This is a genomic window from Pseudomonas sp. Eqa60, assembly GCF_018326405.1.
GTDB lineage: Bacteria > Pseudomonadota > Gammaproteobacteria > Pseudomonadales > Pseudomonadaceae > Aquipseudomonas > Aquipseudomonas protegens.
The window spans coordinates 1,085,641-1,097,074 of the sequence record NZ_AP024342.1; the positions used below are offsets into that span (position 1 = coordinate 1,085,641).

An 11,434-nucleotide genomic window follows, 5' to 3' on the forward strand; every position below is an offset into this window, starting at 1 on the left:
TCCACCCGCCCATGCTGGCTATTTTTCTCGAAACCCTGACGATCACGGCGCCGGTCTTTGCCATGTTGCTGCTCGGCCTGTTGCTCAAACGGGTGGAATGGATCGACGACAACTTCATTCATACGGCCTCGGCCCTGGTGTTTAACGTCACCATGCCGGCGCTGCTGTTTCTCGGCATTGTCCATGCCGACCTGCATTCATCGTTGAAACCCGGGGTGCTGATCTATTTCTCCTTGGCCACCCTGGCGTGCTTTGGCCTGGCCTGGGGCTGGGCGATCTGGCGTTGCCCCAAGGCCGACCGCGGGATCTATACCCAGGGCGCGTTTCGCGGCAATAACGCGATCATCGGCCTGGCCCTGGCTGCCAGCATGTACGGCGATTACGGAATTTCCCTGGGCGCAGTGCTCGCAGCCCTGGTGATCCTGTTCTACAACACCCTCTCGACCATCGTCCTGGCGGTCTACAGCCCGGTGATCAAGTCCGATCCCTGGAGCATCTTCAAGAGCGTTGTCAGCAACCCGCTGATTGTCAGTGTGCTGGTGGCCGCACCGTTCGCCTACTGGCAGATCGGCATTCCCAACTGGCTGGAAACTTCGGGGCGCTACCTGGCGCAGATGACCCTGCCCCTGGCGCTGATCTGCATTGGCGGCACCTTGTCCCTGGCAGCCTTGCGCAACAGCGGCGAGCTGGCGATGAGCTCCAGTTTGCTGAAGATGGTCAGCCTGCCGGCCCTGGCGACCCTGGGGGCCTGGCTGTGCGGGTTTCGCGGGGCGGAGTTGGGGATCCTGTTCCTGTACTTTGGCAGCCCCACCGCGGCGGCCAGTTTTGTCATGGCCCGGGCGGCCAATGGCAACCACGAACTGGCGGCGGCGATCATCGTCATCACCACGGTGATGGCGGCGGTGACCACCAATATCGGGATTTTCCTGTTGCAGTGGGGTGGGTGGATCTAGGCTTTGCCGCGAGCCGGCTCCTGCACGGCTATTGCGTAGGAGCCGGCAGCAGGTTCACTGCGGTTGCTGATAGGTGTCTATCACTTCCTGGGCCGCGCGAAACGCATCGATGGCCGCCGGCACTCCGGCATACACCGCGCAATGCAGCAGCGCTTCACGAATCTCTTCGACACTGCAGCCGTTGTTCAGTGCGCCGCGCACGTGGCCCTTGAGTTCCTGTGGGCACTTGAGTGCGGTCAGGGTCGCCAGGGTGATCAGGCTGCGGGTCTTGAGCGGCAGGCCCTCACGGTTCCATACACCGCCCCAGGCATGCTCGTTGACGAAGTCCTGCAAGGGCTGGGTGAATTCGGTGGCGTTGCCCAGGGCGCGATCGACGAACGCATCGCCCATGACCTGGCGACGCATCTGCAACCCGCTTTTCTTGTTCTCGCTCATGGTGCTTCCTTCTTGTGTTGGCGGCGCCAGGCTCGCAGCGAACTGAACAGCAGGAACGCCACCAGCGCTGGCAGGACGAAAAACAGCATCAGGTGTTCCAGCTTGCCGGCCAGAGGCATGCCAGTGGTGAAGGACACCACATGCAGCCCGTAAGCCAGGTACAAGCCCAGAAACAGCAGGCCTTCGGCCCGGGTCACGCGGTATCCGGAATAGAACACCGGCAGGCACAGCACGGCCACGCCGAGCATGACCGGCAGGTCGAAGTCCAGGGCATTGGGCGAGACCGAAAGAGGCGTCGGTGCCACCAGGGCGGTGAAGCCCAGCACTCCCAGCAGGTTGAACAGGTTGCTGCCGATGATGTTGCCCACGGCAATCTCGCGCTGGCCGCGCAGGGCCGCCAGCAGCGAAGTGGCGAGTTGGGGCAGGGAGGTGCTGACGGCGATCACGGTCAGGCCCATGACCCGCTCGGAAAGCCCCAGGTCGTCGGCCACGGAGACGGCGGCGCCCAGCAGCAAGTGCCCGGCGAAGACCAGCAGGCCGAGGCCGAGCAGGACCATCAGCAGGCTGCTGATGCGCGGTGCCCAACTGCGCTGGCCGGCCGGTGCGGGTGAGTGGGGGCGGTGCGAATGGCGGGACTGGCGCAACAGCAGGCCCAGGTACAGCACCAGGGCTGCCAGCAGAATCAGGCCGTCGCTGGGGCTGAGTTGTTCGTTGTAGGCCAGCACGAACACCAGCAGGCTGGCGCCGATCATCAGCGGGATGTCCAGGCGCACCAGTTGCCGCGAGACCCGCAGCGGGATGATCAGCGCGGACAGGCCGAGGGTCACCAGGATGTTGAAAATGCTGCTGCCGATCACGCTGCCCACGGCAATGTCGGTGTTGTCGGCCAGGGTCGCCTGCAGGCTGATGGCCATTTGTGGCGCGCTGCTGCTGAAGGCGACGATGCTCAGGCCAATGATCAGTGGACGCATGTGCAGGCGTGCAGCCAGGCGGATGGCCGCGCGCACCAGCAGTTCGGCGCCGGCGATCAGCATCACCAGGCCGCTGATGAGCTGGATCAGGCTGAGCAGGGGCAGTTCGGCAAAAGCGGTAATGGCGTGGGCTCCCGGGGTCAGTCGCTGAGGGCTTGGACGCGGACTTTGGCAGTTCCGCTGCGCAGCATGTGCAGTTGTTGGGCGGCGGCGCGGGACAGGTCGATCAGGCGGCCTCGGGTGTGCGGGCCTCGGTCGTTGATACGTACCACGACGCTCTTGTCGTTGCCCAGGTTGGTGACCTGTACCCGGGTGCCGAATGGCAGTTCGCGGTGGGCGGCGGTCAGGCCGTTCTGGTCGAAGGGCTCGCCACTGGCAGTGCGATTGCCGTGGTGCCGAGCGCCGTAATAGGAGGCGGTGCCGGTTGCGTCATAACCCCGGGGGTCGATGACGTGGCTGGTGGCGCAGCCAGTGAGCAGAGCGAGCAGGGCGCTAGTGGCAACCAGACGCTTCATTCGGGAGCTCCGATGGTTGATGTGGCGAGGGAGCGTACTCCCGCTGGTCTGTCTGGCAGACCGCAAGCCGACGGCGATGTTCCTTGCTGGAGCGGCGCCGGCCGGTTTGCAGTCGCTGTCGGACCGAGCGGGAGCACGCTCCCTCGTCACGCGCAAGCGGCCGGGGCCGCTTGCGGTTAAACCCCGATCAGCCCTCGAGCTTGCTCTTCAGCAGCTCGTTGACCTGTTGCGGGTTGGCCTTGCCTTTGGATGCTTTCATCGCCTGGCCGACGAAGAAGCCGAACATCTTGCCGCGCTTGGCCTCATCGGCGGCACGGTACTGTTCGACCTGTTCGGCGTTGGCTGCGAGCATCTCATCGAGCACCGCAGAGATCGCGCCGCTGTCGGTGACTTGCTTGAGGCCACGCTTGTCGATGATCTCGTCGGCATTGCCTTCGCCATTGGCCATGGCTTCGAACACGGTCTTGGCGATCTTGCCGGAGATGGTGTTGTCCTTGATCCGCAACAGCATGCCGCCCAGTTGTTCGGCCGAGACCGGGGCTTCGTCGATTTCCAGGCCCTGCTTGTTCAGCAGGCTGCCCAACTCGACCATGACCCAGTTGGCGGCGAGCTTGGCGTCACCGGCGATGCTGGTGACCTTCTCGAAGTAGTCCGCCTGCTCACGGCTGGTGGCCAGTACGCTGGCGTCGTAGACCGACAGGCCGAACTGCTCCTGGAAGCGTTCGCGTTTCTGTGGTGGCAGTTCCGGCAGGGTGGCGCGTACCTGGTCGAGGAAGGAATCCTCGATGACCACGGGCAGCAGGTCCGGATCGGGGAAGTAACGGTAGTCGTTGGCTTCTTCCTTGCTGCGCATCGGACGGGTCTCGTCCTTGTTCGGGTCGTACAGGCGGGTCTGCTGGATCACTTTACCGCCGTCTTCGATCAGCTCGATCTGGCGACGGATCTCGCTGTTGATCGCCTTCTCGATGAAGCGGAACGAGTTGACGTTCTTGATCTCGCAGCGGGTGCCGAACTCGACCTGGCCCTTGGGACGGATCGAGACGTTGCAGTCGCAACGCAGGGAACCTTCGGCCATGTTGCCGTCGCAGATCCCCAGGTAGCGCACCAGGGCGTGGATCGACTTGACGTAGGCCACGGCTTCCTTGGCGCTGCGCATGTCAGGCTCGGAAACGATTTCCAGCAGGGGCGTGCCAGCACGGTTCAGGTCGATGCCGGTGGCACCGTTGAATTCTTCGTGCAGGCTCTTGCCGGCGTCTTCTTCCAGGTGCGCGCGGGTGATGCCGACGCGTTTCATGGTGCCGTCTTCCAGAGGGATGTCCAGGTGGCCCTTGCCGACGATCGGCAACTCCATCTGGCTGATCTGGTAGCCCTTGGGCAGGTCCGGGTAGAAGTAGTTCTTGCGGGCGAACACGTTGTGCTGGCCGATCTCGGCGTCTACTGCCAGACCGAACATCACCGCCATGCGCACCGCTTCCTGGTTCAGCACTGGCAGCACGCCGGGCATGCCCAGGTCGATCAGGCTGGCCTGGGTGTTGGGCTCGGCACCGAAGGCGGTGGAGCTACCGGAGAAAATCTTCGATTGAGTGGTGAGCTGGGTATGAATCTCCAGCCCGATCACGACTTCCCATTGCATGTGTGTCTCCTCAGAAGCCGGTTGGGGTGCGGGTGTGCCAGTCAGTGTTCAACTGATACTGGTGCGCAACGTTGAGCAAGCGGCCTTCCTGGAAATACGGAGCGAGCAGTTGCACGCCGACCGGCAAGCCGTCGACGAAGCCGGCCGGCATCGACAGGCCCGGCAGGCCCGCGAGGTTGGCGGTGATGGTGTAGACGTCTTCCAGGTATGCAGCGACCGGGTCGCTGCTCTTGGCGCCGAGCTTCCAGGCCGGGTTGGGCGTGGTCGGGCCGAGGATGATGTCGACTTCGTTGAACGCGCTCATGAAGTCGTTCTTCACCAGGCGGCGGATTTTCTGCGCCTTGAGGTAGTAGGCATCGTAGTAGCCGGCGGACAGTGCGTAGGCACCGACCATGATCCGGCGCTGCACTTCGCTGCCGAAGCCTTCGCCGCGGGAGCGCTTGTACAGGTCTTCCAGGTTTTCCGGGTTCTCGCAACGGTAGCCGAAGCGCACGCCGTCGAACCGCGACAGGTTGGAAGAGGCTTCCGCCGGGGCGATCACGTAGTACGCGGGGATGGCGTGCTGCATGTTCGGCAGGCTGATTTCCTTGATCACCGCACCGAGCTTTTCCAGCTCCTTGATGCTGTTGTGGATCAGCTCGGCGATGCGCGGGTCCAGGCCGGCGCTGAAGTATTCCTTCGGCACGCCGATGCGCAGGCCCTGCAGCGAGCCGTTGAGGCCGGCGCTGTAGTCCGGCACCGGTTCATCGATGCTGGTGGAGTCGTTCGGGTCGAAGCCGGCCATGCCTTGCAGCAGGATCGCGCAGTCTTCGGCGGTGCGCGCCAGTGGGCCGCCCTGATCGAGGCTGGAAGCGTAGGCGATCATGCCCCAGCGGGAAACGCGACCATAGGTCGGCTTCAGACCGGTGAGGTTGGTGAAGGCGGCGGGCTGGCGGATCGAGCCGCCGGTGTCGGTAGCCGTGGCGGCTGGCAGCAGGCGCGCAGCGACCGCGGCGGCGGAACCACCGGACGAACCGCCGGGTACGTGTTCGAGGTTCCACGGGTTTTTCACCGCGCCGTACCAGCTCGACTCGTTGGCCGAGCCCATGGCGAATTCGTCCATGTTGGTCTTGCCCAGGGTCACGGCCCCGGCAGCGGCCAGCTTGGCGACCACGGTGGCGTCGTAGGGCGCCTTGAAGTTGTCGAGCATCTTCGAGCCGCAGCTGGTGCGGATGCCCTGGGTGCAGAACAGATCCTTGTGGGCGATCGGCGCGCCCAGCAGGGCACCGCTCTCACCATTGGCGCGACGCTCGTCGGCGGCCTTGGCCTGGGACAGTGCCAGGTCCTGGGTGAGGCTGATGAAGCTGTTGATCTGCGGATCCAGCTGGGCGATGCGCGCCAGCAGGGTCTGGGTCAGTTCTACAGAAGAGAATTTCTTGTCGGCGAGGCCGCGGGCGATCTCGGCCAGAGTCATGTGATGCATTGCAGGCTCTTTCCCTTTAGTCGATGACTTTCGGAACCAGGTACAGGCCGCTTTCGACCGCTGGTGCGATGGACTGATAGGCCTCGCGATGATTGGACTCGGTCACAACGTCTGCGCGCAGGCGCTGGCTGGCTTCCAGGGGGTGGGCCAGGGGCTCGATACCGTCGGTATCGACTGCCTGCATTTCATCCACCAGCCCGAGAATGCTGTTCAGGGCGGAGGTGATGTGTGGAAGATCGCCTTCATTGAGCTTGATGCTGGCCAAATGAGCGATTTTTTCCACGTCGGAGCGTTCAAGCGCCATGGGATTCTCCAGTGGAAAACAAAAACGGATTTCGTCCGCGTGTTAGATTGTCGGAACACTACCGCATTTCTACGGTCTTATGGCCGCGATTGTGGGGGTTGGTGCACAGAAAAGCGGCCAATTTAACATATTGGCGCCTTGCCCAAAATCCCTGTCGTTGTTAGAGTTTGCCGCACTTTTTTACCCACGCGTTGCCTAGGGTCCCTTTCCCATGTTCAAGAAACTGCGTGGCATGTTTTCCAGCGATCTTTCCATTGACCTGGGCACTGCCAACACCCTTATTTACGTGCGCGAGCGCGGTATTGTCCTGAATGAACCATCGGTTGTGGCCATTCGGACCCACGGTAATCAGAAAAGTGTTGTCGCGGTTGGTACTGAGGCCAAGCGCATGCTCGGTCGTACCCCGGGCAACATCGCAGCCATTCGTCCGATGAAAGACGGCGTGATCGCCGACTTCAGCGTTTGCGAAAAGATGCTGCAGTACTTCATCAACAAGGTTCACGAAAACAGCTTTCTGCAGCCCAGCCCACGTGTGCTGATCTGCGTTCCATGCAAGTCCACCCAGGTTGAGCGTCGCGCCATCCGTGAATCGGCCCTTGGCGCCGGTGCCCGTGAAGTGTTCCTGATCGAAGAGCCGATGGCCGCTGCGATCGGTGCCGGCCTGCCGGTTGAAGAGGCCCGCGGTTCGATGGTCGTGGACATCGGTGGTGGTACCACTGAAATCGCCCTGATCTCCCTGAACGGTGTGGTCTATGCCGAATCCGTACGGGTTGGCGGCGACCGTTTCGACGAAGCGATCATCACCTACGTGCGTCGCAACTACGGCAGCCTGATCGGTGAATCCACCGCCGAGCGCATCAAGCAGGAAATCGGCACCGCCTACCCGGGCGGCGAAGTGCGTGAAGTCGACGTCCGCGGCCGTAACCTGGCCGAAGGCGTGCCACGTGCCTTCACCTTGAACTCCAATGAAGTGCTGGAGGCTCTGCAAGAGTCTCTGGCAACCATCGTTCAGGCGGTGAAAAGCGCCCTGGAGCAATCGCCTCCGGAACTGGCCTCGGACATCGCCGAGCGCGGCCTGGTGCTGACCGGTGGTGGCGCGCTGCTGCGTGATCTGGACAAGCTGCTGGCCCAGGAAACCGGCCTGCCGGTGATCGTTGCCGAAGACCCGCTGACCTGTGTCGCTCGCGGCGGTGGCCGTGCATTGGAAATGATGGACAAACACACCATGGACCTGCTCTCCAGCGAATAACTTCGCCGGTTGCATCTATGCTGTTGCGCTCACAGGCAGCACTTTGCAGTGCTGCCTGTGGCGTTTATCTTCTGTCAATCTGCATCCAGGCCGGTTTGATGCCGTATGAATAAACACAACATTTGCCTGGGAGGAGCGGCTTATTAAACCGCTTTTCGCCAAAGGCCCCTCATTAGGCGTGCGCCTCCTGGTGCTGGTCGTTCTCTCGGTCGCACTGATGGTGGTCGATGCCCGCTTCACACTGCTCAAGCCAGTGCGTAGCCAAATGTCGCTGGTGTTGATGCAGTCCTACTGGATCACCGACCTGCCGCAGCGGCTATGGCAAGGCGTGGCCAGTCAGTTCGGCAGCCGTACCGAGCTGGTCGCTGAAAACGAAAAACTCAAGACCGAAAACCTGCTGCTGCAGGGGCGCATGCAAAAGCTCGCGGCCCTCACCGAGCAGAACGTGCGCCTGCGCGAGTTGCTCAATTCCTCGGCGCTGGTCAACGAGAAGGTTGAAGTGGCCGAGTTGATCGGCATGGACCCGAACCCCTTTACCCACCGCATCATCATCAACAAAGGTGAGCGCGATGGCGTGTTCCTCGGCCAGCCGGTGCTCGATGCCCGTGGCCTGATGGGCCAGGTGGTGGAGTTGATGCCCTACACCTCCCGCGTACTGCTGCTCACTGACACCACCCACAGCATTCCGGTGCAGGTCAACCGCAACGGCCTGCGCGCCATCGCCAGCGGCACCGGCAATCCGGAGCGCCTGGAGTTGCGCCATGTGGCCGACACCGCGGATATAAAGGAAGGCGATCTGTTGGTCAGCTCCGGTCTGGGCCAGCGTTTCCCCGCCGGCTACCCGGTGGCCACGGTCAAGGAAGTGATCCACGACTCCGGCCAGCCGTTCGCCATTGTGCGGGCGGTACCCACCGCTGCGCTGAATCGCAGCCGCTACCTGCTGCTGGTATTCAGCGATCCGCGTACCGCCGAAGAGCGTGCCAACGACGCCGCCCAGGCCCAGGAAGCCCAGGACCAGCAGGGCGCCAGCGCCGCGCCAGTGGTCCCGGCCACCGTGCCCAAGCCGGCCGCGGCGGCAAACGCCGGGGCTGCGCCCGCCACTGCGACTCCTGCTGCGCCGGCGACCCCGGCCAAACCCGCGGCTCACGCTCCGGCCAAGCCGGTCCATAAACCTGTGGTGAAACCGGCCGCTGCCAAACCACCGGCAGCAGCACCGGCCACCACCGGAGGAAGAGAATAATGGCGGGTAGCACCTATTCGCGAAATGGCTGGATCGTCTGGTTGACCTTCCTTATCGGGCTGCTGCTCAGCGTCTCGCCCTTGCCGCAGTTCATGGAGATCCTGCGTCCGCTGTGGCTGGCGCTGTTGCTGGCGTTCTGGGCGCTGGCCCTGCCGCACAAGGTCGGCATGGTCACTGCCTGGTGCCTGGGGCTGGCAGAGGATGTGCTCTATGGCACGCTGCTGGGGCAGAATGCCCTGATCCTGACGCTGATCACCTTCCTTGTACTGTCTCTGCAACAGCGCCTGCGGATGTTCCCGATGTGGCAGCAGAGCCTGGTGATCCTGGTGATCTTCGGCCTGGCGCAGTTGGTGCAACTCTGGCTCAGCGCCCTGACCGGCAACCGCCAGCCGACCCTGGCCCTGGTGCTGCCGGCCCTGGTCAGTGCCTTGTTGTGGCCCTGGGTCAGCTTCGGCCTGCGCGGCTTGCGTCGACGTTTCAAAATCAATTAATTCGGTCAGGCATTGGCCCGCACCTCGACAGGGAGATGTCTTGATGAATCCGCTTTACCTCGCTTCCGGTTCGCCTCGTCGGCGTGAGTTGCTGACGCAGATCGGCGTGCCGTTCACCGCCATCAGTGCGGACATCGATGAAACCCCGCTAGCCGATGAGTCACCTGCCGCCTACGTCGAGCGCCTGGCCCGAGGCAAGGCTGCGGCGGGGCGCGGGCTGATCACCAGCAGTGAATCCCAGGCCCCGGCCTGTGTGCTGGGGGCCGACACCGCGGTGGTGCTCGATGGGCGGATTCTCGGCAAACCGCTGGATCAGGCTGATGCGTTGCAGATGCTCATGGCGCTTTCGGGGCGTGAGCATGAAGTGTTCACCGCCATTGCCCTGCTTGACGGTGAACGCTGCGAGTCGCGAGTGGTGCGCAGCCTGGTACGTTTTCGCCCGATCTCGCCTGCAGAGGCCGCGCTCTACTGGGCCAGCGGCGAGCCCTGCGACAAAGCCGGTGGCTATGCTATCCAGGGACTGGCAGCGGTGTTCGTCGCCGGCCTCAATGGCAGTTATTCCGCGGTGGTCGGCTTGCCGGTGTGCGAAACCGCAGAACTGCTCGGGCATTTCGGCATACCCTGTTGGCAAAACCTTCCAGTGCGCTAAAGCGCCGTACCCGATTGCTGCGGCCCTCTATGAACACGCCTGAACGAGACACTGCCATGAGTGAAGAGATTCTGATCAACATCACGCCGATGGAATCACGCGTGGCGGTGGTCGAAAACGGAGTGCTGCAAGAGGTTCACGTCGAGCGCACCCAGCGCCGGGGGATCGTCGGCAACATCTACAAGGGCAAGGTGGTGCGGGTCTTGCCGGGCATGCAGGCGGCCTTCGTCGACATCGGCCTGGACCGGGCGGCGTTTATCCACGCCTCGGAAATTTCCACCCGCGAAGGCACGGCGGTAGAGAGCATCAGCGCTCTGGTGCACGAAGGGCAGAGCCTGGTGGTGCAAGTCACCAAGGACCCCATCGGTTCCAAGGGCGCGCGCCTGACCACTCAGTTGTCGATCCCTTCCCGCTATCTGGTGTATATGCCGCGTACCGCCCATGTCGGTATCTCGCTGAAGATCGAGGACGAAGCCGAGCGTGAGCGCCTGAAGCAGGTCGTCAGTGATTGCGTGGCCCAGGAAGGCATCAAGGAGGCCGGTGGTTTTATCCTGCGCACCGCCGCCGAAGGCGCCGGGGCCGATGAGATCATGATGGACATCCGTTACCTGCGCCGGCTCTGGGACCAGATCGGCGCGCAGATCAAGACCATCGGCGCGCCCAATGTGATCTACGAGGACCTGGGCCTGGCGCTGCGCACCCTGCGCGACCTGGTGAGCCCGAAGATCGAGAAGATCCGCATCGACTCCCGGGAAACCTTCCAGAAGACCACGGTGTTCGTGGCCGAACTGATGCCGGAAATCGCCGACCGCCTGGAGCACTACCCCGGCGAGCGGCCGATCTTCGACCTGTACGGCGTCGAGGACGAAATCCAGAAAGCCCTGGAGCGCAAGGTGCCGCTCAAGTCCGGAGGCTACCTGGTGGTAGACCCGGCGGAAGCCATGACCACCATCGACGTCAACACCGGGGCCTTCGTCGGTCATCGCAACCTTGAGGAAACCATCTTCAAGACCAACCTCGAGGCGGCCACCGCCATTGCCCGGCAACTGCGCCTGCGCAACCTGGGCGGGATCATCATCATCGACTTCATCGACATGGAAGACGAGGAGCATCAGCGCCAGGTATTGCGCACCCTGGAAAAGCAGCTGGAGCGTGACCACGCCAAGACCAACATCATCGGCATCACCGAGCTGGGCCTGGTGCAGATGACTCGCAAGCGTACCCGCGAGAGCCTGGAGCAGGTGCTGTGCGAGCCTTGCAGCAGTTGCCAGGGGCGGGGCAAGTTGAAAACCCCGGAAACCGTCTGTTACGAAATATTCCGAGAAATCCTCCGCGAGGCCCGGGCTTATCAGGCAGAAGGGTATCGGGTGCTGGCCAATCAGAAGGTGGTCGACCGGCTGCTGGACGAAGAGTCGGGCAACGTGGCGGAGCTGGAGGGTTTTATCGGCCGGACCATCAGGTTCCAGGTCGAAACCATGTATTCCCAGGAACAATACGACGTGGTGCTGCTCTGATTCCGCGTGTTCTACATC

The 11,434-nt window shown here is 63.0% G+C and carries 12 protein-coding genes; 6 read left to right on the forward strand and 6 right to left on the reverse strand.

Annotated elements, in window-relative coordinates:
* Positions 1-11 precede the first annotated feature (11 nt).
* Positions 12-953, forward strand: coding sequence for an AEC family transporter (locus KI242_RS04740; protein WP_011059244.1), 942 nt, complete (start codon positions 12-14; stop codon positions 951-953).
* 54 nt (positions 954-1,007) lie between these two features.
* Here the strand turns inward: KI242_RS04740 and KI242_RS04745 are convergent, their stop codons facing one another.
* The 6 genes from KI242_RS04745 to gatC form a co-directional block, all read right to left on the reverse strand.
* Positions 1,008-1,388, reverse strand: coding sequence for a carboxymuconolactone decarboxylase family protein (locus KI242_RS04745; RefSeq protein ID WP_011059245.1), 381 nt, complete (start codon positions 1,386-1,388; stop codon positions 1,008-1,010).
* The gene (locus KI242_RS04750; protein WP_026020272.1) at positions 1,385-2,449 is read right to left on the reverse strand and encodes a calcium/sodium antiporter; all 1,065 of its coding nucleotides are present in this window, start codon (positions 2,447-2,449) and stop codon (positions 1,385-1,387) included. Before KI242_RS04750 ends, KI242_RS04745 begins: the two co-directional genes overlap by 4 nt.
* Before the next feature lie 50 nt (positions 2,450-2,499).
* Entirely contained in the window at positions 2,500-2,874 is a 375-nt protein-coding gene (locus KI242_RS04755; protein WP_015634153.1) for a septal ring lytic transglycosylase RlpA family protein, read from the reverse strand.
* 187 nt (positions 2,875-3,061) lie between these two features.
* Positions 3,062-4,507, reverse strand: a complete 1,446-nt coding sequence (gene gatB / locus KI242_RS04760; protein ID WP_015634154.1) for an Asp-tRNA(Asn)/Glu-tRNA(Gln) amidotransferase subunit GatB — start codon at positions 4,505-4,507, stop codon at positions 3,062-3,064.
* Between the two features lie 10 nt (positions 4,508-4,517).
* Positions 4,518-5,969 (reverse strand): Asp-tRNA(Asn)/Glu-tRNA(Gln) amidotransferase subunit GatA, encoded by a 1,452-nt coding sequence (gene gatA, locus KI242_RS04765; RefSeq protein ID WP_053149031.1) that lies wholly within the window; start codon positions 5,967-5,969, stop codon positions 4,518-4,520.
* Between the two features lie 16 nt (positions 5,970-5,985).
* Entirely contained in the window at positions 5,986-6,273 is a 288-nt protein-coding gene (gene gatC / locus KI242_RS04770) for an Asp-tRNA(Asn)/Glu-tRNA(Gln) amidotransferase subunit GatC (protein ID WP_011059250.1), read from the reverse strand.
* Positions 6,274-6,484: 211 nt separating this feature from the next.
* Here gatC and mreB point away from each other — a divergent pair, with 211 nt between their 5' ends.
* The 5 genes from mreB to rng all read left to right on the forward strand — a co-directional run bounded on the left by mreB (position 6,485) and on the right by rng (position 11,416).
* Positions 6,485-7,522: a rod shape-determining protein MreB gene (gene mreB / locus KI242_RS04775; protein WP_002555108.1), complete on the forward strand. Its 1,038-nt coding sequence runs from the start codon at positions 6,485-6,487 to the stop codon at positions 7,520-7,522.
* A gap of 142 nt (positions 7,523-7,664) precedes the next feature.
* Complete coding sequence (gene mreC / locus KI242_RS04780; protein ID WP_072451275.1) at positions 7,665-8,762, forward strand: rod shape-determining protein MreC; 1,098 nt, start codon at positions 7,665-7,667, stop codon at positions 8,760-8,762.
* Entirely contained in the window at positions 8,762-9,253 is a 492-nt protein-coding gene (gene mreD, locus KI242_RS04785; protein ID WP_011059252.1) for a rod shape-determining protein MreD, read from the forward strand. Before mreC ends, mreD begins: the two co-directional genes overlap by 1 nt.
* A 43-nt stretch (positions 9,254-9,296) precedes the next feature.
* Positions 9,297-9,902: a nucleoside triphosphate pyrophosphatase gene (locus KI242_RS04790; RefSeq protein ID WP_011059253.1), complete on the forward strand. Its 606-nt coding sequence runs from the start codon at positions 9,297-9,299 to the stop codon at positions 9,900-9,902.
* 56 nt (positions 9,903-9,958) lie between these two features.
* On the forward strand, positions 9,959-11,416 hold the full coding sequence (gene rng, locus KI242_RS04795; protein ID WP_011059254.1) for a ribonuclease G: 1,458 nt from the start codon (positions 9,959-9,961) through the stop codon (positions 11,414-11,416).
* The last annotated feature ends 18 nt before the right edge of the window (positions 11,417-11,434 follow it).

What these genes read in the sequence shown, in the direction of transcription:
- KI242_RS04740 (WP_011059244.1), top strand. Translation starts at nt 12, where the DNA reads ATGCTGGCTATTTTTCTCGAAACCCTGACGATCACGGCGCCGGTCTTT.
- KI242_RS04745 (WP_011059245.1), bottom strand. Translation starts at nt 1,388, where the DNA reads ATGAGCGAGAACAAGAAAAGCGGGTTGCAGATGCGTCGCCAGGTCATG.
- KI242_RS04755 (WP_015634153.1), bottom strand. Translation starts at nt 2,874, where the DNA reads ATGAAGCGTCTGGTTGCCACTAGCGCCCTGCTCGCTCTGCTCACTGGC.
- gatB (WP_015634154.1), bottom strand. Translation starts at nt 4,507, where the DNA reads ATGCAATGGGAAGTCGTGATCGGGCTGGAGATTCATACCCAGCTCACC.
- gatA (WP_053149031.1), bottom strand. Translation starts at nt 5,969, where the DNA reads ATGCATCACATGACTCTGGCCGAGATCGCCCGCGGCCTCGCCGACAAG.
- gatC (WP_011059250.1), bottom strand. Translation starts at nt 6,273, where the DNA reads ATGGCGCTTGAACGCTCCGACGTGGAAAAAATCGCTCATTTGGCCAGC.
- mreB (WP_002555108.1), top strand. Translation starts at nt 6,485, where the DNA reads ATGTTCAAGAAACTGCGTGGCATGTTTTCCAGCGATCTTTCCATTGAC.
- mreD (WP_011059252.1), top strand. Translation starts at nt 8,762, where the DNA reads ATGGCGGGTAGCACCTATTCGCGAAATGGCTGGATCGTCTGGTTGACC.
- KI242_RS04790 (WP_011059253.1), top strand. Translation starts at nt 9,297, where the DNA reads ATGAATCCGCTTTACCTCGCTTCCGGTTCGCCTCGTCGGCGTGAGTTG.
- rng (WP_011059254.1), top strand. Translation starts at nt 9,959, where the DNA reads ATGAGTGAAGAGATTCTGATCAACATCACGCCGATGGAATCACGCGTG.